This window comes from Roseibium sp. AS2 (assembly GCF_038900065.1).
In the GTDB taxonomy this organism is placed as follows: Bacteria; Pseudomonadota; Alphaproteobacteria; order Rhizobiales; family Stappiaceae; genus Roseibium.
The window spans coordinates 1,081,764-1,101,504 of the sequence record NZ_JBBMQN010000001.1 but is presented as its reverse complement, the minus strand read 5'-3'; the positions used below and the strand labels follow the sequence as shown (position 1 = coordinate 1,101,504).

14 protein-coding genes are annotated in these 19,741 nt (G+C 61.2%); 7 read left to right on the top strand and 7 right to left on the bottom strand.

All coding sequences use genetic code 11. The features are described 5' to 3' along the window. Positions 1-111 precede the first annotated feature (111 nt). The 3 genes from WNZ15_RS04980 to WNZ15_RS04970 all read left to right on the top strand — a co-directional run bounded on the left by WNZ15_RS04980 (position 112) and on the right by WNZ15_RS04970 (position 5,213). A complete protein-coding gene (locus WNZ15_RS04980; RefSeq protein ID WP_342891824.1) occupies positions 112-1,149 on the top strand; it encodes a LacI family DNA-binding transcriptional regulator in 1,038 nt (345 codons plus the stop codon). A 354-nt stretch (positions 1,150-1,503) separates the two neighbouring features. Further along, positions 1,504-2,307, top strand: coding sequence for a substrate-binding domain-containing protein (locus WNZ15_RS04975; protein WP_342891823.1), 804 nt, complete (start codon positions 1,504-1,506; stop codon positions 2,305-2,307). 125 nt (positions 2,308-2,432) lie between these two features. Further along, positions 2,433-5,213, top strand: a complete 2,781-nt coding sequence (locus tag WNZ15_RS04970; protein WP_342891822.1) for an EAL domain-containing protein — start codon at positions 2,433-2,435, stop codon at positions 5,211-5,213. A 28-nt stretch (positions 5,214-5,241) separates the two neighbouring features. On the opposite strand, the gene WNZ15_RS04965 is transcribed toward WNZ15_RS04970, so the two are convergent. Continuing rightward, positions 5,242-6,258: a 2Fe-2S iron-sulfur cluster-binding protein gene (locus WNZ15_RS04965; protein WP_342891821.1), complete on the bottom strand. Its 1,017-nt coding sequence runs from the start codon at positions 6,256-6,258 to the stop codon at positions 5,242-5,244. A 36-nt stretch (positions 6,259-6,294) separates the two neighbouring features. Continuing rightward, complete coding sequence (locus WNZ15_RS04960) at positions 6,295-8,082, bottom strand: ethylbenzene dehydrogenase-related protein (protein ID WP_342891820.1); 1,788 nt, start codon at positions 8,080-8,082, stop codon at positions 6,295-6,297. Positions 8,083-8,358: 276 nt separating this feature from the next. On the opposite strand from WNZ15_RS04960, the gene WNZ15_RS04955 reads away from it, so the two are divergent. Beyond that, positions 8,359-8,553: a hypothetical protein gene (locus WNZ15_RS04955; protein WP_342891819.1), complete on the top strand. Its 195-nt coding sequence runs from the start codon at positions 8,359-8,361 to the stop codon at positions 8,551-8,553. Positions 8,554-8,764: 211 nt separating this feature from the next. Beyond that, positions 8,765-9,760, top strand: coding sequence for an ABC transporter substrate-binding protein (locus WNZ15_RS04950; protein ID WP_342891818.1), 996 nt, complete (start codon positions 8,765-8,767; stop codon positions 9,758-9,760). Between the two features lie 184 nt (positions 9,761-9,944). Here WNZ15_RS04950 and WNZ15_RS04945 read toward each other — a convergent pair whose 3' ends face one another. Continuing rightward, entirely contained in the window at positions 9,945-11,456 is a 1,512-nt protein-coding gene (locus WNZ15_RS04945) for a BCCT family transporter (RefSeq protein WP_342891817.1), read from the bottom strand. 251 nt (positions 11,457-11,707) lie between these two features. Between WNZ15_RS04945 and WNZ15_RS04940 the strand changes: the two genes are divergently transcribed. Then, the gene (locus WNZ15_RS04940) at positions 11,708-13,993 is read left to right on the top strand and encodes an EAL domain-containing protein (protein ID WP_342891816.1); all 2,286 of its coding nucleotides are present in this window, start codon (positions 11,708-11,710) and stop codon (positions 13,991-13,993) included. Positions 13,994-14,118: 125 nt separating this feature from the next. Here WNZ15_RS04940 and preA read toward each other — a convergent pair whose 3' ends face one another. The 3 genes from preA to WNZ15_RS04925 form a co-directional block, all read right to left on the bottom strand. Then, positions 14,119-15,432: an NAD-dependent dihydropyrimidine dehydrogenase subunit PreA gene (gene preA, locus WNZ15_RS04935; protein WP_342891815.1), complete on the bottom strand. Its 1,314-nt coding sequence runs from the start codon at positions 15,430-15,432 to the stop codon at positions 14,119-14,121. A 44-nt stretch (positions 15,433-15,476) separates the two neighbouring features. After that, positions 15,477-16,823 carry an NAD(P)-dependent oxidoreductase gene (locus WNZ15_RS04930; protein ID WP_342891814.1) on the bottom strand — a complete coding sequence of 449 codons (1,347 nt, stop codon included), beginning with the start codon at positions 16,821-16,823 and terminating at the stop codon, positions 15,477-15,479. A 228-nt stretch (positions 16,824-17,051) separates the two neighbouring features. Then, the gene (locus WNZ15_RS04925; RefSeq protein ID WP_342891813.1) at positions 17,052-17,267 is read right to left on the bottom strand and encodes a hypothetical protein; all 216 of its coding nucleotides are present in this window, start codon (positions 17,265-17,267) and stop codon (positions 17,052-17,054) included. 431 nt (positions 17,268-17,698) lie between these two features. Here WNZ15_RS04925 and WNZ15_RS04920 point away from each other — a divergent pair, with 431 nt between their 5' ends. Then, positions 17,699-18,499, top strand: a complete 801-nt coding sequence (locus WNZ15_RS04920) for a creatininase family protein (protein ID WP_342891812.1) — start codon at positions 17,699-17,701, stop codon at positions 18,497-18,499. 258 nt (positions 18,500-18,757) lie between these two features. Here the strand turns inward: WNZ15_RS04920 and WNZ15_RS04915 are convergent, their stop codons facing one another. Next, entirely contained in the window at positions 18,758-19,693 is a 936-nt protein-coding gene (locus tag WNZ15_RS04915; protein WP_342891860.1) for a LysR family transcriptional regulator, read from the bottom strand. Between the last annotated feature and the right edge of the window lie 48 nt (positions 19,694-19,741).

Genomic DNA, 19,741 nt, shown 5'->3' with positions numbered 1-19,741 from the left:
CATTTATCATTCTCGGGAAACGCGCTTGTGTCAACCCGGAATGTAAGGTCAAAGGTCTCGCCAGGCGATCTCGACCCGAAGAAGAAGACGAACAAAGCTCCGGAGAGGGTCTTGAACCACAAGAACACGCGTATTCAGGATGTCGCCAGGGAGGCGGGCGTTTCCACGGCAACGGTCAGCCGGGCGCTCAGCAATCCGGAACTGCTTTCCGAAGCGACACGGGAACAGGTGTTCGCGGCCATCCGGACGACCGGATACCGTGTCAACAGGGCTGCGCGCAATTTGCGGACCCGCCGGGCCGGCGCGGTTCTCGTCATGGTGCCCAATCTCGGCAACCCGTTTTTCTCCCAGATCCTGGCCGGCATCAGCGAAACGCTCGGTGACAGGGACACATCCGTTCTGATCGCGGACACCGGGGACCGCGCGACTTTGGAAAAGCCCCTGGTGGACTATTTCCTGGACTCGCAGATCGACGGCATGATCTGTCTGGACGGCGGACTGTCACACAGCGAGATCCAGCTGTTCAGGGACAACGGCGTGTCCGGGAGAGTTGTGTTTGCCTGTGAGTGGGTCCACGGACTCGATCTGCCCTCCGTGCGCAGCGACAACGTCCGCGGTGCCCGGCTCGCCGTTCAGCACCTCCATGATCTCGGGCACCGGAAGATCGCCCATGTCACCGGTCCCGAGGACAATGTGCTCACCCACGCAAGACGAACGGGCATGCTCGAGGAAAGGGCGCGGCTCGGTCTGCCCGCGCGCGAGGAATGGATCATCCGTGGAGACTTTTCACTGGCGTCCGGCAGATTGGCGGCCCATCGGATCCTGGAGATGACGGACCGGCCGACAGCCGTCTTCTGCGCCTCCGACCAGGTGGCCTTCGGCCTGATCTCGACCTTGACGGCAAACGGTGTGCGGGTGCCCGAGGACATGTCGGTGATCGGGTTTGACGATATTGACCTGTCCGAGTTTTATGTGCCGGCTCTGACGACGGTCAGGCAGGACAGGCGGGCGCTGGGCGCCAGGGCCGCGTCGCTGTTGCTCAACTGCATTGACGTCGGCGAAGAAGGCGCCGCCTGCCGGCGGGATCCCGTCATTTTGGATGTTGAACTTGTTATCCGCAGCAGCGCGACCCGCGTTTCCGGGGCCTGAGTGCGCTCCCGGGCAGGAGCGGATCTTCCTTTGGGTCAGGTATCGGCTGCCGGCCGGTCCGAATGCCGGAGGGACGTATAGTCCAGGTGAATATGTATAGATGTGGCGTATTCTTGATATATCGCTGTGGTAGTAATGTAGGTTGTGCGTGATCGGGTTTGTTTGTCGGCAAAAAAGACCTGGTAGGTAAATATTGCCGGATAAATAGTTCAAATTGTGGTCGGAATTTGTTCATTTTTATTTCGAAACTAGAACAATAATACATATTAATGGTAATTTGTCACAATGATTTAGCGTTTAATTAACTTGAATATGCCATTCTGGATACCACACACCCGTACAATGGTGGTAATTATGCGTGGTTTTGCTTTCCGCTTGGCAGTGCTGCTCTGCCCACTTTTCCTTCTCCCGCAATCCGGACAGGCGCAATCAGGCCTCACCGTGGTCGGGACCGGCGATGGGCTTGAGATGCTTCAGGAACTCGGCAAGGGCTTTTCGGCCGCCCATCCGGACATCAACCTGGAAATTCCACCGAGCATCGGCTCTGGCGGTGGCATTGCTGCCGTCGGCACGGGAGCGGAACGCCTGGGCCGGGTCGCCCGGCCGTTGTCGGCAAACGAGGTCGAATACGGACTGGTCTACCTGCCCTTCGCCAAGATCCCGAGCGCGGTGTTCACCCACCCTTCCACGGGGATCAAGGCCTTGACCAGCGCTGATCTAGTCAGGCTCTATTCGGGGGAGATCACCAACTGGTCAACTCTTGGAGGGGCCGACTTGCGCGTGCGCCTGGTCCGCCGCGAAGACACCGACAGCACCCTTCAGGTCTTGAAGGCAACCATGCCCGGTTGGCAGGATCTCGAGTTTTCGCCCCGTTCGAAAACAGCGCACACGACTCAGGATGCCATTGCCAGCGCGCGGGACGTCGAGGGCGCCATCGCCTTCGGGCCCTATTCGCGTCCGCTCGAGGACGGCCTGACGGTCCTGGAAATCGATGGCAGTCATCCGACAGATGACGCTTATCCGAGTGCCGTGACGCTCGCGCTGATCTACAAGGACGGCACGCTGGACAGCGACATGGAGGCCTTTATCACATACAGCCGCTCAAGTGAGGCGCGTGCATCGATCCGCAACTTCGGAGGCGTTCCCGTAAGGAACTAGCGGGTAAGATCAGCATGATACGTCATTCCTCCCTTCTCTGGCACTATACTTACGGGGCCGTGTTTACGGCCATCTGTGCTTTCGCGGGCCTTATCGGGCTTGTGGCCTTTCAGCTGGAAGGGAGTATGGCGCGCCAGGAAACGGAGCTGCTGAAACTGTCTCACGCCCGCGTGCTGGAGACACTTTCGGCTGATGTGAAACTTGCCGGAACGCGTCTGGAGTTTCTGTTTCAGGACAGGCTGCGACGCGTCAGCACCTTGTCCGAGCGGCAGGATGTCGTCGCCGCGGTCGAATCGCGCAACGTGGTGGCCATGTCGGAACTTTTGGGCGCGGGCGCACAACTGGCCGACGTGGACGGACTGGTCGTTCTGGACGAAAAGGGCCGCGTGATCGGTGCCTCTTCCAATTCGATTGACCTGGTCACGCTTAATGACAGGGTCCAGCGGTTCGGTTTTTCCGGCGACATCACGGCCGCCCTGATGGAAAGTTACCCGGGGCACAGGCAGACGTTTTCGGATGTGCTGCCGCGTTCGGAGACCGGAATTTTTGTGCCTTCCGGCAATGACAATGCCCTGTCGCAGGTGATCTTCGTGCCGGTGTTCGATGAATTCGGCTACGTCATCGGCGGACTGCTGGCGCAACGCTGGCTGCGGGAGACGGAGCCCCTGCTGGCCGACCTTGCCGAAATCAATTCCTTCGAGCTGGCCATCGTTTTTGACAATAAGGTGATCTCGCGTGCGAATTTCGAGGGCCTGATATCGGATCTCGAGTTGTCGCCGACAAGGCCCAACATCGCCTACAACGGCATCCGGGTAGTCGAGTGCGGTGTTCCCCTGTTTCCGATGACCGTATGCGCCATGGTTCCCATCGAGGATCTGACCGCGACCCAGGCCGAACTGACCCGGATCGGCATCGAGGAGGAGCGCAAGATGCTCAGGTGGCTGCTCCTGTTCGGCATGCTGGCGCTCGTCGCCTTCGCCGCAGTGGCCTTTCTCCTGTCCAGGCAGATCACGCGGCCCCTGACAAACATCACACGCGTCCTCTCCGGCATTGCCGCCGGCGATTTTGAGAACCATGTCGTCGGCACTGATCGGCACGACGAGGTCGGTGACATCGCCCGTTCGGTGGTGTCGCTGCAGCATTCGGTCAAGGAACGTGACGCCCTGCGCGCGCGCGTCCATGAAAAGAATACCATTCTGCGGACCCAGGAAGCGCAGTTGCGCGAGCAGAACATCCTGTTTGACGCGGCTCTCAACAACATGTCGCATGGTCTGTGCATGTTCGACAGGGACGGCAGGCTGATCGTCTCCAATCTGCGGGTCGCCGAACTGTTCGAACTCGAGCGCGGCGCGTTGAAACCGGGCATGAACGAGGCGCAGCTTTCCGATCTCCAGAAAACCGAAGCGCTCGGTTCCGAGGCCTTGTTGCCGCACGAGGCGCGGCAGGGGCCGCAACAGCCCGGATCGTGGGCGCAAAGCACCAAGATGGAGAGAACCCGGTCGGGGCGGATTGTGCTGACCACGCGCCAGCCCCTGGCCGACGGCGGCTGGGTGGCCATCTCCGAAGACATCACGGAACGTCAGGAAGCCCGCGACCGGCTCGCGTTTCTGGCGCGCCACGACACGCTCACGGGGCTGCCGAACCGCGTCGAGTTTCGTGATCACATGGACAGGCTGCTCCAGTTGCAGAAGGCCGAGGGCGGTGAATTTGCCATTCTTTGTCTCGATCTGGACGAGTTCAAGACCGTCAACGACTCCCTCGGCCATCCGATCGGGGACGAGCTGTTGCGGCACGTCGCCGACCGGCTCAGGCTGCTTGGCGGGGAGGAGGATCTCGTGGTCCGCCTGGGAGGGGACGAATTCGCCATCCTGACCCGGCTGCATGTCCGCCCCGATAGCATTGAGGAGATTGCCGAGGCGGCGATCTGGGAACTGTCCCAGCCGTTCCAGATCGCGGATCATGAAATCGTCATCGGTGTCAGCATCGGCATTACCGTTTCCACAGGGGACGGCAGTGCTGGTGACGAACTCTTCAAGCAGGCGGATCTTGCGCTCTACCGGGCCAAGGAAGACGGCCGGAACACCCGCAGATATTTCCAGGCCGATATGGGCGCGGCGGTCAAGGAACGCCGCGAATTGATCACCGACCTGCGCACCGCGGTCGGAAACGGTGAACTCGAGCTCTATTTCCAGCCTCAGTATACGCTCGCCGACTATCAGATCTCTGGATTCGAAGCCCTGCTTCGCTGGAACCATCCCAGGCGCGGGCTGGTTTCACCGGCGGATTTCATCCCGATCGCCGAGGACACCGGCGTCATCCTGCAGGTGGGTGAATGGGTGTTGAATGAAGCCTGCAGGCTGGCCGCCGACTGGCCGGACCACCTTCGCATCGCGGTCAACCTGTCTCCCAGGCAGTTGCGCGGACATGCGTTTGGTCCGGTTCTGGTCAACGCTCTTACGAAATTCGACCTGAGGCCGGACAGACTGGAACTGGAAGTAACGGAAACCGTGCTTTTGACCGATTCCGATGAGGTTCTGGATGCGCTGCACCAGGCAAAGACCCTCGGTGTGAAGGTTTCCATGGATGATTTCGGTACGGGATATTCCTCGCTCAGCTATCTGCGGCGTTTCCCGTTCGACAAGATCAAGATCGACCAGTCCTTCGTCCGCTCGATGGCCTATTCCGAGGATTCTGTCTCGATCGTGAAAGCCGTCATCGACCTGGCGAAAAATCTGAACATGGCGACGACCGCCGAGGGCGTCGAGACCAGGGAACTTCTCGACATGCTCGCGGAAATCGGATGCACCGAGGCCCAGGGGTATTTTCTGGGGCGGCCCGTGCCGATTGCCGAGGCGGAGGCACTGATCCTCGACGCCGATCCATCGTTGAGCACCGCTGCCCAGTAGCCCTTCCGGCGGGCCGTGGCTTGTGGTTTCAGCCAGCCGATGCGGCCGAAAAAGGCGCTGAAGCCTTTCTCAGGAGGGTGCCTGCAATGGCCAGCAGGCCTCTGTCTTCCTCGGCAACGTAGAACGGATCTGCATAAAAGGTCGCGCCGGCCTGGCGTGCAAGCTCGCGCATGGCCTCGACATGGGCGGGGGCGCCCGCCGAATAGACCACATGCGCGGGCGTGAGCGGGCCGGCCAGCTCATGCGGCCGTTCGGTCCGGACGGTTTCGTTGTCGCCGTCGCCCGCCGTCAGCGTGATCGGAATGCCGCGTGCCTGCAGCCAGCGGACCGCATCGCGCATGTAAAGTCCGTCCCGCGTGCGGGCACCGGCGATCATGCGGATCTCGCGACCCGGCTGGCCCATGCCGACCGCAACCGCGATCGACCAGATCGGCGCGAAACCCGTTCCGGTCGACGTCAGCAGGATCGGTTCGGGCTGCCGGCGCAGGAAGGCGTTGCCAAAGGGGCCGCGCAGCTTGACGGCATGGCCCTTGGTGATGTCCGCACCGAGTTTCGAGGAAACGGTACTGTTCGGATAGACCTTGATGTGAAACACGATCACGTCCTGTTCCGCATCCAGGCTGAGCGGGGTCGTCGGACTGTAGTCGCGGGGCGGACAGCCTGCGAAGGTCGCCCGCAGATACTGACCGGCAAGCCAGGTGACCGGCCGCACCGTCCGAATCCGGACTTCCAGATAATCATCCTTGATCTTGCGGATGCTTTCCACGGTTCCCTTCGTGGTCCTGACGACCGGAACAGGGTCATAGGAAATCTCCGCGTCGCCTTCCAGAACGGCGAGGCACCCGAGCACCGTGTTCTTTTCACGCGTTCCCAGATCGTCCACCTTGCCGCTGAGAACCCGTACCCGGCAGGTTTCGCACTGGCCCGAACAGCAGTCATGGGGGATGACAAGCCTGCCGCCGAGGCCGGCATCGATCAGCGTGTCGCCGACATTGGCCTTGATCTTCTTGCCGTTGATTGTGACCGTACAGGTGCTGTTCGACATGAGTGGGCGTCCAGTGCGAGAAGAGTGTTTGCGGGATCAGTTGAAGGTCAGCCGCACCGGCCGCGAGTGGCGTGTGTGCCGGGTCTGGTTGTGGTCGAACACCGCCAGCCAGACATAAAGCCCGGTTTTCATGGCGAGATCCTGGGCGTGTCCGGTGTCCATGTCGCGGATCACTTCAAGTGTCCAGTAGCCGTCCCGCCACTTCGATCCACCCAGAAGATCAGCGCGGCTGCCGGAATACTCCCCCTGGATCAGCACGCCGGGAATCACCGCCCCGACCGGGATTTCGGCGTCCTTTTCCGGCGAATACGGAACGCTGTCGGCCTCGAACATCCACCATGCTGAGCCTTCATCGTCGGTCGCTTCGACCGACAGATCGACGGTTCCCATCCGCGCGGCGGTTTTCTGGTGGTCGATCGGCAGGCGCCGGACACCCACGGTTCCAAGATAGTCCGAGCCGGATTTTTTCATGTAGTTGTAGACGTAAAAGGAGGTGCCTTCGTCCGCGCTGTAGCCGGCGCTGTAGCGGCCCTTGCCTTTGGCCTGAGCCTCGTTCGGGGCCAGTGGCGTGCTGAAATGCATGTCGTCGACACGGCCCAGCATGCCGCCGCGCGAGGCTTTCCACTGCCACACATCCAGCAGGCTGCCATCTGTCGTGTAGTGAAGGCCGCGGTCGTGAAGGGCCGCCGGTTTGTCGCCGAGCGGTTTCGGGCCCATATGGGTCGATCCGCCGCCACCAAAGGTGTCGGTCCTGGAAAACGCGACGGAAAACTTGTCTTCGTAGTAGGCGGTTTCGTCCGAAATGTCAGCGCGGTTGTTGAGCATGTGCCAGCCGTCCTCGCGCTTGATCAGCGGATGCCGCTTCAGCGACCGGGTCGCGTCCTGCCAGCGGAAGGCAAAGGCGATCTTGTCGCCGACCTGCACCGCGCGGATCTCGACCGTCGACGTGCCCGCGCCGTCGAGGTTCGATCCCTGGTGCGTCCTGACGAACACCGGCCTGGCATTGGCCCAGGTCGTGTCGCTCAATTCGCCGTCGAGCTCGGGCAATGCATCGGCCCGGGCAACCGTCAGATCGCCCCGCGTGCCGAAATCGATGGTCACGGCCGCTGCGAGAACGACCGCTCCGACCAGGAGGGACAGCGCGAGCGGATGTGTGGCCATGCCCGGAAAACGGCGCAATTTCTGCGGCCGGAACAGGCGCAGTAGCTGCGACAGGCCGCCGTAGGCATAGTGCAGGATCACGTGTGCGCCGATATAGGTCAGCACCACCAGGGCGGAAACGTAGTGGGCCGTGATCCAGAGGCCGCCATGGCCGAGATACAGCAAAACACCCGTCACCGTCAGCGTGAGAACGGCGGCAAACAGGACCCAGTAGGCGATGACATTCACCGCGGCGAGGCGCAGCCTGGTGTTCGCCGGCAGCGTCAGGACAACAATTTTCTTCGACGACACCCGCCGTTTCAGGCGCGCCAGCGACATGTAGGCCGCATAGGCGAAAATGAGTGCAAGCACGAAGATCGCGGACACATAGTGCCAGGTCCAGATCTCGCCCTGGGGCAGGATCGGTTCGAAGAGCGTTGAAAACCAGGCCCCTTCCGCGTCGCTCGACAGTCTGAGGCCGGTCAGAAGACTGACGAAGATCGCGACCACAAGCGTCCAGTGCAGCACGATCGTGCCGATATCGCTCCGGACCCCGGAGGCCCGGTCCCTGGGTCTGGCGGCATTGTTCGGGGGAGCGGATTTCGAGGAGCCGTCGCGACCGCTTTGGCCAGGGGCTGGCGAAGATGTCACCTCGATCGTGCGATCAGTCACTTGGTCCGTCAACTTGGCCTCCAGGCTCCCGCCTTGCGATCGGTTCTTCGCGATCCACATTCATTCGAAAATTTAATACAAGTTGAATGCAGAGTAACAAGATAGCATTTTTCAGAAAAAGTGAAGCAAAAAGACAAAATTCAAAGGGCATCGAACCTGCCTTCGAGCATCAAGGCAGGCGTAAAAACTTACTCTCCGTAAAGTAGTAGTAAAACTTGTATGAAATACATGTAAATTGCGATAAATGGAAAATTTCCGGAGATGCGGAAAATCGACAAAGAAGATTGAATGTCGATGATTGGTAACGGCAAGATTTTGTTCTGGCGTCAGTCAACGACGGCTCGGCCGGTCGGCATCAGGCCGCCAGACTGGGCGCGACGGCTGAACATCGGAAAGCCGGAAGAATTGTCTTGGGAGTCCACGGTCAGTTGGGACGGCTTTCCCCACGTGAAAGTGCCTCAATTCATCTTGCTGAAAAAATAACCTTGACCAATCACATGGCAGCTTTCTAGATTTTCTTGACCATTTGGTCAGTGCGGGCCGTCGCGAAGGCAAAAATGCCCAGGCGCCCTGTTCCGGCCAAGACGCCAGGATGCCGTGAACGCAAGAAAACCGTTCGACGCGGCTCCGGCAAAAGGTTCAAATACCAGAGACGGGCTGCGTCGGACCGGCACAGCCCATAACCAGTAGGGGAATGGCAATGAAGGCATTGAAAAGTCTGGCGCTCGCATCGATTCTGGGCGCAAGCCTGACCGCGGGCGCGGCACAGGCCGCCGACGAGCTGACACTGCAGTTGAAATGGGTAACCCAGGGTCAGTTCGCAGGCTACTATGTGGCCAAGGACAAGGGCTTTTACGACGAAGAAGGCCTTGATGTCACGATCAAGCCGGGCGGTCCCGACATCGCACCGCCGCAGGTGATCGCCGGCGGCGGCGCCGACGTGATCATCGACTGGATGCCGTCGGCACTGGCGTCGCGCGAAAAGGGTGTGCCGCTCGTCAACATCGCGCAGCCGTTCAAGAAATCCGGCATGATGCTGACCTGCCTCAAGGAATCCGGAATTACCTCGCCGGATGATTTCAAGGGCAGAACCCTCGGCGTCTGGTTCTTCGGCAACGAATATCCGTTCCTGTCCTGGATGAGCCAGCTCGGTATCGCGACCGACGGCAGCGATGGTGGCGTGACCGTTCTGAAGCAGGGCTTCAATGTCGATCCGCTGTTGCAGAAGCAGGCCGACTGCATCTCCACCATGACCTACAATGAATACTGGCAGGTGATCGATGCCGGCATTCCGGAGGAAGACCTCATCGTCTTCAAGTACGAAGACCAGGGTGTCGCGACACTGGAAGACGGTCTGTATGCGCTGGAGTCCAGCCTTGAAGATCCGGAAATGGTCGACAAGCTGGCCCGGTTCGTCAAGGCGTCGATGAAGGGCTGGGCCTATTCGGCCGAGCACCCGGAAGAGGCCGCCGAAATCGTCCTTGAAAACGACGCCACCGGCGCCCAGACCGAAAAGCACCAGATCCGCATGGTTGGCGAGATCAACAAGCTGGTCGACGGCTCCGACGGCACACTCGACATGGAAGCCTATGAGCGCACGGTGAAGTCGCTGCTGGCCGGCGGCTCCGACCCGGTCATCACCAAAGAGCCGGAAGGCGCCACCACGACGGCTGTCACCGACAAGCTCTGAGCCTGTCCTCAGGACTGCAACACGAAGCCGCCCCATCGGGCGGCTTCACGCTTTCCGGTCCACCTTTGCCGGACAGACCTCCGGTTTTCATCAGGGCGTGCCGTCCGGCCCCTTGCGCACGACCAGCCAGACCATGGCGCCGATAAAGGCGAAGGTGCCCAGGTTCAAGATCGTATCTGTAAAGTCACCTGTTAGCACGGACGGTCTCCTTTCGCAGGTCCACGATCAGCGCGCGGACCAGACAGGCAAGCAGGAGCACCGTGATGAACACGAACGGCAGCGCTCCCAGAGAAATCAGGGTTTTCATGGCCTTGGCGGATCCGGACAGGATCATGGCCGCGCCCAGCACACCCAGCAGCAGGCCCCAGGTGACCTTCACCCGGACGCTCGGGTTCTGATTGCCGCCGGTGGAGAACATGCCAAGCACGAAGGCAGCACTGACGACACTGGTCACGATGAACAGGAACGCTGCGGCGATCGTCGCAAGGGTGGTCACGGTGGAAAACGGCAACCGCTCGAGCAGAGCGAAGGTCATGCGCTCGACATTGGTCTGCGTCATGGCCAGCAATTCGCCCCGGCCTTCGAGTGCCTCGAAGATGCCGATCCCGCCGAAGGCCCCGAACCAGATCGTGGAGAACAATGTCGGCCCGACCAGGACACCGAGCACGAACTCCCGGATGGTGCGACCCTTGGAGATCCGGGCGACAAACACGCCCACGAACGGCCCCCAGGCGATCCACCAGACCATGTAGGTCAATGTCCAGTCCTGAAACCACTTGCCGGTTTCGGTGCCATAGAAAGTGAAGGTCTCAAGGCCGCGCGGGATAACGACGGCGACATAATTGCCGATGCCGCCGATGATCGAATTCATCAGGAATTCGGACGGGCCCATGATGATGACGTAGGCCACGAGCGCGATGGCAAGCGCCATGGCGATATTGGAGAGCCGGGCCATTCCGCTGCCGAGATCGACCAGAAGCGGCGGGATATAGGCGGCGATCATCAGAAGAAACACGGTGATGATCAGAACCGGTCCGGCTGTCTCGCTGCCTGTGAGAACGGAGATACCGTCCGCGACCTGGTAGACGCCCATGGCGACGGATCCCGCAACGCCGATCGCGATGGCGGTAATCGCCATGAAATCGGAAAGCCAGCCAACGACTTCCGCCCACATCTCGCCGGGGAAAAGGTTCTTCAGCGGCGCGCTGACCAGCATCGGCGTCTGCCGCCTGAAGCTGAAATAGGCAATGGTGAGGGCGGTCGTTCCATAGACGGCCCAGGCGTGAATGCCCCAGTTGAAATTGGCGGCCAGCAGCGCCTGTTCGGCGGCGAGCGGTGTGGGCAGCGCCTCCTGTATGACGTGAAAATGGGTCAGCGGCTCGGCGACGGCCCAGAACAGCAGGCCGACGCCCATGCCGGCGGCGAACAGCATCGCGATCCATGTCGGCGTGGAATACTCCGGCCGGTCCCAGTCCTCGCCAAGGCGGATATCTCCCACCCGGGTGAACACCAGAGCGAGGCAGAACAGCAGCATGATCGTGACGGAGAGCATCACGAACCAGCCTCTGCTGAGGAAATACTGACTGACGATGGCACTGGCGATCGCCAGCAGCCCTGCGGGGTCGATGACACCCCAGAGGCCGATCAGGGTGCACAGGCTGATCGAGGCCGTCAGCAGTATTCGAGACGATTGCATGTCGTGTCCTGATGTTCAGGTGTGAGGGCCGTACACCTTCGCGCTTCGTCCCCGCATAATCAATCCCAACCGTTTGAGCCTGCGGCAAGGCGTGTCCGGAAACCTTCGGAACAAAACTTCACCCAGAAATAGCAATGATTCTGATACACGTATAAATGGCAATGCCCTCGTCAAGATTGCCGAGGGCAGAAAATTAAGCGTTTTTCGGGCAGAATAGATGGCTTGCACCACAGACGGGCTTTGGAACTGACATGCGGGATCTGTCTGCCGGGACGGCAAAACTGGAACGGGATTTCGTTTCCGAAAAGAAAGCCGATCTTGAAACCGGCCGTTCGGCATCCGCAATCTTCGGATTGTCGTCCAGTCTCGTGGTTCTGTTGATGTTCTGCGCCGTCATTTTTTCCTTTGGCCTGGTTCTGTTCAAGATCGTCGTGGCTGAACGTGCGGCAGCGCAACGTGAAATCAGTTCGGTCAGTCGTGTCTTCGAAAACCACAAGTTGGCGCTTCTGAAAGAAATGGAGCGCTATGCCGCGTCCAATGCCGCCTATGTGCATATCGAAACCAGACGTTCGGAGGCCTGGATCAGGGAGCGTTTCGGCGTCGACATGGCGCTGGATTTTGTGCAGGACCAGACTGTGCTCGTCGATGGCGGCGGGGCGGTCATTTTTGCAGCAGATCATTCGGCCGCGAACATGCCGGACTATTACGTCCAGAAGATCGGCGGGCGGATAGAAGGGATCCTTGCGAAGATACGCGCCAATTACCTGGCCACTCTTGTCAGGTCCACGTCCGGCGGAATCCGGTTTGCCGGAAATTTGTCGGATGTTTCCGGTGTGAAAATTGTCGAAATTGATGGCACGCCGCACATCGTCACCGCGTTCGCGATCGTGCCCGACCCGGGCGGGATCGAGATGGTGGAGGCGCCGCCGAACATCCTGGTGTCCACTTTCGCGATCGACGCAGCGCATCTGAACCAGTTGCTGGCCAACCTGTCGCTCGACAACCTGACTTTCAACAGACAGATCCCGGACGGAATGATCGGTGTTCCGCTCGCAAATGACGGCGGCACGGCTCTGGGATACCTCGCCTGGTATCCCGTGAGCAGGGCATCGGCGATCATCGTGTCCTCGATCCCCATTCTGGCCATCTCCCTTGGCGTCATCCTCGCGATGGCCATGATCGCGCTGCGGCAGAATGCCAGGGCCAAGCTCAGGCTCGCGCAAAGGGAACGGGAGGCACGATATGCGGCCAATCACGATTCCCTGACCGGTTGCGCCTCCCGCGCGTACCTGCACTCTGTCGCTGCGAAACGGCTGGCGCTGTGTGCCGAAAGGGGCACGGGGGCGTGGCTCGTTTATATTGACGTCGACAATCTGAAACAGGTGAATGACATTCACGGGCATTCCGTTGGGGACCGTCTGATCATTGCGCAAGTCGAACGCATCCAGCAGTCGCTTGGACCCTATGATCTGCTCGGACGCATCGGTGGCGACGAATTCCTGATCCTGACGGAACGGTGGGAGAGCGAGGCGGAAGCCCTGGCCGAGATCGAACAACTGTTCAGCGCTCTGCGCAGGCCGGTGGAAGTCGAGGGCAAGCGGATCGGCTCGTCCGCAAGCGCGGGGGTTGCAAGGTTCCCCGAGCATGGTGAGACACTGATCGGCATGGTCCGCGCGGCTGATATTGCGCTTCAGCGCAGCAAGAAGGAACAGAAAAACACCTTTCGGATGTTCGATGAACGGATGGACGATTTCCTGCGCGAGCAACGCGAAATCAGTGTCGAACTCGATGCGGCCCTCAGGAACGAGGAGTTCGAGGTCTTCTACCAGCCGATCGTGACGGCCGGATCTGACGAAGTTGCGTCGTGCGAGGCCCTGATCCGATGGCGTCATCCGCGGCGCGGGCTTGTCTCGCCGGCCCTGTTCCTGCCCGTTGCCCAGGAAGCGGGGCTGATGCCGGAAATCGGCGCCTGGGTCCTGGACCGCGCGCTCCGCGATGCGGGCCAGTGGCAAACGGCGGGTATTTCGGTCAATGTCTGCACCAGCCAGATCCAGGCGCCGAAATTTGCCGAACAGGTCGGCGCCTTGCTGAGAAAACACGGGTTTCCGCCGGACCGGCTGGTGCTGGAAATCACCGAAGATCTGCTTCTGGAGGAAAATCCGCTCACGCAGGAGACCTTCCTGAAACTGCGCGACCTGAATGTCGGTCTGGCGATCGACGATTTCGGAACCGGCTATTGCAGCCTCAGCTATCTGCACAAGTTCAGGTTCGACAAGATGAAGATCGACCGGAGTTTTGTCTCACGCATCGGTCAGGATGAAGAGGCCGACCTGCTGGTGCGGTCCTTGCTGGGGCTGGCAAAGGTGATGGGCATGGAGACCGTTGGAGAGGGCATCGAAACCGAAGCGCAAAAGGCGTTTCTGGTCGACGAGGGCTGTGACTATCTGCAGGGCTTCCTGTTCAGCAGGCCGCAGCCGGTCGATGACCTGGACCTCCGGCGCCACACGCAGGTCGCGACCGGCTTGCGGGTGATTTGATCAAAGGTCCGGCCTGTGACCTCAACTGTGCCCCGACTGTGATCCCTCCGGCGAGTGTTCGGAATGAAAAACGCAGGCAAGTTCCAAACCTGCCTGCGTTTCTTGTGACCGGTCCGATTGACCGCCTATTCGGCAGCTTGCCGGACGGCCATCGGATTGTTCGGATGGGATGTCCAGTTGGCGTAGTCTTTCTCGACCGGCTTCTTCGTGCGCGGATCGATGCTGCCGGCGGCCATGGGGTCCAGGGTGATGCAGTTCTCCACGGGGCAGACGTTGACGCAGAGATTGCAGCCGACGCATTCCTCGTCGATGACCTCGAATCTGCGGACGCCGTCGACCATGCTGGTGATCGCCTGGTGGGACGTGTCCTCGCAGGCAATGTGACAGCGGCCGCACTGGATACACAGATCCTGATCGATCTTCGCCTTGGCGATATAGTTGAGGTTGAGATACTGCCAGTCGGTCACGTTGGGCACGGCGGAGCCGATGAACTGGTCGACTGAGGTGTAGTTCTTCTCGTCCATCCAGTCGCTGAGGCCGTCGATCATGTCCTGAACGACCTTGAAGCCGTAGGTCATGGCCGCTGTGCAGACCTGGACGGTACCGGAGCCGAGCGCCATGAATTCCGCCGCGTCGCGCCAGGTCGTGACGCCGCCGATGCCGGAGATCGGCAGGCCGTGGGTTGCCGGATCACGCGCGATTTCAGCCACCATGTTGAGCGCGATCGGCTTGACGGCCGGACCGCAATAGCCGCCATGGGCGCCCTTGCCGTCGACCGTGGGCGCCGGAGCCATCATGTCGAGATCGACGCCGACGATCGAATTGATGGTGTTGATCAGCGAGACCGCGTCCGCCCCGCCGGCACGGGCGGCCTGGGCAGGCTTGCGGACATCCGTGATGTTCGGGGTCAGCTTGACGATGCAGGGCATGCGCGAATGCTGTTTGACCCAGCGTGTGACCATCTCGATGTATTCGGGTACCTGTCCGACCGCGGAACCCATGCCGCGTTCGCTCATGCCGTGCGGGCAGCCGAAATTGAGCTCGACCCCGTCCGCGCCGGTGTCCTCGACCTTGCGCAGGATGTCGATCCAGCTCTGTTCCTCGCACGGGACCATCAGCGATACGACGAGTGCCCGGTCCGGCCAGTCCCGCTTGACCTGCTTGATTTCGCGCAGGTTCACCTCAAGCGGCCGGTCCGTGATCAGCTCGATGTTGTTGAGGCCGATCAACTCCCGATCCTTGCCGTGGATGGCGCCGTAGCGCGGTCCGTTGACATTGACGACCGCCGGGTCCTCGCCCAGCGTCTTCCAGACGACGCCGCCCCAGCCGGCCTTGAAGGCGCGGACGACATTGTATTCCTTGTCGGTCGGCGGCGCGGAGGCCAGCCAGAACGGGTTCGGCGATTTGATGCCGATGAAATCAGTACGCAAGTCAGCCATGGGAACTCTCCCTCAAAATACGGGGCGCCGAACGCCTGGTGGTATCAGGCGCTCAGGGCGGCGTTGATGCTTTCGGCGGCAATCTTTCCGTCCTCGACGGCGGTGACCGTCAGGTCCTCGCCGCCGGACACGCAATCGCCACCGGCCCACACATCCGAAAGGCTGGTCCTGCGGTCGGCATCGACCACGATGCGGCCCTTTTCCAGGTCCAGCGCCCCGCCGAGATCTGTCTGCACCAGCGTCTGGCCGACGGCCTTGAACACCATGTCCGCGGGCAGCGTGATGGTTTCTCCCGTCCCGGCCAGCATGCCGCTCCGGTCCTCGGTTCGTTCCAGCTCGACCGCGGTGACCGCGCCATTCGCGCTGACCAGCGCCTTCGGCTGTGCCCAGGTCACGATCCTGACGCCATTGGTCTGGGCCAGATGCTGCTCATATTCCGAGGCGTTCATGCGGTCCTGGCCGCGGCGGTAGGCGATGGTCACATCCTCCGCGCCAAGAAACCTTGTCTGAACCGCGATATCGACAGCGGTCATGCCGCCGCCGATCACGACGACACGGCGGCCGACAGGCAGCCGGGAGAGATCGGTGGCCTGACGCAGGTCGGCGATGTAGTCGACTGCATCGAGCGCGCCGCTCATGTCCTCGCCGTCGATGCCGAGCGCGTTGACCCCGCCCAGGCCGATGCCGAGGAAGACCGCGTCGTATTCGGCGCGCAGGCCGGCCAGATCGAGCGTGTCGCCCAGGCGCATCCCGGTTTTCAGCTCGATGCCGCCGATGGAGAGAATGAAGTCGGCTTCCCGGGCGGCGAAATCGTCGACCGACTTGTAGGACGCGATGCCGAATTCATTGAGGCCGCCGGCCTTGTCCCTGGCATCGAACAACGTGACATCGTGGCCGTGAACCGCCAGGCGGTGGGCACAGGAAAGCCCGGCCGGACCGGCGCCGACAACGGCGATCTTCCTGCCCGTCGGCGCGGCGCGGGTGAACGGCGTGGTGTCGTTTCCGGCCATGTAGTGATCGGTGGCGTAGCGCTGGAGTTCACCGATCTTCACCGGCTTGCCTTCCGCCACTTCGCGCACGCAGACCTGTTCGCACAGGGTCTCCGTCGGACAGACGCGGGCGCACATGCCCCCGAGGATGTTCTGCTCGAAGATCGTCTTCGCCGACCCGGTCGGGTTGCCGGTCGAGATCTGGCGGATGAATTGCGGAATGTCGATGCTGGTCGGGCAGGCCTGCATGCAGGGCGCATCGTAGCAAAAGTAGCAGCGGTCGGCTTCGACCCGTGCCTCATGCGGTTCCAGCAACGGGTGCAGGTCGCTGAAATTGTCAGCGTATGCGTCCTCAGGCAAGCGCCCGGCGGCAATATCGGAGCCGGCTTTGGTCTGGGTCATGGAGATCTCCGGAAGGTTGGCGATCGTTTTCTGGCGCGGCCGCCTTCGTTGGTCGAGGAAGCTCACACCGTCATTGGAAGAAAATTTGAACAGTTAGTCAAATTTTTTTTGGAATGATTATAAACTTGAGAAAAATAGTCATAAATAAAGATGCCGATAAAACAGCAGCTTAATCGAAAAACATGCAATTGATGAAATTAGCGCCATGGCGCGGAATCCGGCTCTGGATCAGGCCAAACGCCGGGAATGCGTGCGGTTCGGGCGCATTGCGGACAGGCTCAGCACTACAAGCGTGGCCGGCCAGAATACCGCGGCGACCAGATCCCCCATCAGCTGGAAAGGGTTGCCGGGGCGGCCGGCCCGGACCCTGGTCGAGGCCACGATCAGATAGACAAGCGTGACGGCGCCATACATCACGGCTCCGGCGAAGAAAGCCAAAAACATGTCAGTCACCCATCTTCATGGTACCCGGGCCCATATCTCCCGGGTCGCGTCCTTTGCCCCGCAGTCTATCCCGCAGCACATCTATGGAATAATTGTGACCGCTGCCCTCCCGCGCCTGTAAAAACCGGGTCAAGGCATCCGCTGCTGTGGAGGAATGGGGATAAGTTCCGCCATGCCTGCCGGGCGAAGACCGGAATTTCGGGCCGGGGCAGGAGCGCGCCCGCCAGCAGCAGGGGGCGCCCCTGCCGCGGGTCCCGAGCCGCCGGATAACACGGTAATTCCGCTGGTGAAGGGTCTCGCGGCCATTGACGCGTGCGTTCGCCCGCACACAAAAAGGCATCGGCCTGCGGACATAATGATGCTTTTCATGTGCCGCTGACTTGCCTACGCCATCAAGACCGGATCGCGGGATGACGAGTGGGGCGCAACAGATGGCAAAGCAATTTTTCTGGAACGAACTGAATGCTGCGGATTTTGCCGGGCTCGATCCGGAGCGTGTCATTGCCATCCTGCCAACCGCTTCGACGGAACAGCATGGGCCCCACCTGCCGATCGCGACCGACGTGGCCATTGCGGACGGAATGCTGGCTGAAACGCGCAGGCAGCTTCCGGACGACCTCGACATTCTGGTGCTGCCCGTCCAGGAAATCGGCAAGGCGAACGAGCACAAATACGGACCGGGCACTCTGTCCTTCGGTGCCGAGCTGCTGATTCCGATGTGGACCGCCATCGGTCAGAAAGTCTTCGAGGCGGGCATCCGCAAGATGGTGATCGTCAATTCGCATGGCGGCAACACGGACATCATCAGCATTGTCTCCCGGGAACTGCGCGTCCGGTTCGACATGGCGGTCCTGGTGACCCATTGGGGACGATTCGGCCATCCGGAGGGTCTCATCTCTGCTCACGAATCCAAATTCGGCATTCACGGCGGCGAGGTCGAGACGTCGCTGATGCTCCATTTCCGCCCGGAACTGGTGCGGATGGACAAGGCGGAAAACTTCGTGTCGAAGGCCGAAGACATGCTGAAGCAGTCGAACTACATTCAGCCGACCCCTCCGCACGCTCTGGCGTGGATCGCCCACGACCTCAATCCGGCCGGTGTGGTCGGCGATGCGTCGAAGGGCACGGCGGAGAAGGGGGCGGTGATCAGCGCGTATCAGGCAGGCCGCTTTCTGGAAATGCTGCGCGATTTCGCCAATTACCCGCTCGCCGGCCTTTACCGCCCGGACTGATCTTTCGCGCGCGCACACGGCTCGGTCCAGCGCCGTCGCCTCTCTGTTCCCCCGGCATTTGGTTTCTCCGGCCTTGCGCCCCCGAAGTTTGCTTCCCCGGCCTTGCGCCCCCAAAGTTTGTTTCCCCGGCCTTGCGCCGGGGTCTAGGGGCAAGCCTTGGGGCAGGTCCGGGACGGCGCGGAGGAGCGGTTTGGTCTCTGGCTGCACAGCCTATCCGTGAAGTGCCGGTGCCGGAAGCGTTCCGCCGGCGAGGAGGTGTCAAACCGGCAGGCTGCCCTCTTTCTGCAGTTCCTCCACCTGTGCGACGAGTTCCTGAATCAGAAACTCGATGAACAGGCTCGTCGCCGCATCCGCCGAGGCGCGTGCACGGGTGAACAGCTTCATCGGCTGATGCTGGCCCCGCGCCGCGTTCAGCGGGCGGAACACAAGTTCGCCCCGCCGGCATTCCGCGATCACGTCGAGTGGATTGAGCAGACTGATGCCGATGCCGCGCCGGACCAGCTGGCGGACGGTTTCCGAAGAATTCGTCTCCAGGACGGGTTCCACCGGGATCGGGACGGAGGACAGCACGAGATTGATCACGTCGCGCAGGCTGGTGCCCGACTGGGCCAGAACCAGACGTTCCTGAACGACGTCGACCAGGTCGACCGGCCCGGTTTCCTGCGCCAGCCTGTGGTCGGGGGGGAACACCGCGCCGATCGGGATGTCGAAGGTCGCCAGCGTGCGCAGACCGGGCGTCGTTGCGATGTTGAAGCCGAGACCGATATCGACCTCGCCGGTGAGGACCGGATTGACCGTCGTCGTGCCGCCGTCGCTGCGCAGCTTGATGTGCACGCGCGGGTTCTTCTCGATGAATTTGGAGATGATTTCCGGCAGCGGGCCCGAGGCGAGCCCGACCGTCGTCGACAGCGACACCTGCCCCGCCTGCGGCATCTTGAGCGCCCGTATCCGGGTTTCCAGCCGCGCATAGTCTTTCAGGACGCTGCGGATATGTTCCACGCAAAGCTCTCCCGCCGCGGTGAGGCGCAGTCCGCGCGGCAGCCGCTCGAACAGCGGAACCCCGAATTCCTCTTCCAGCGCAAGGACCTGGCGGTTGATGGCCGAGGAGGACACATTGAGACGGTCTGCCGCTTTGCGGATCGATCCGGCGCGTGCAATCTCGTCAAGGTAGATCAGCTTGCGCGAGTGGAGCAGGGCCAAGGCGTGCCTCCTTTTTGGGCATGTGGCATAATTGAACGCCAG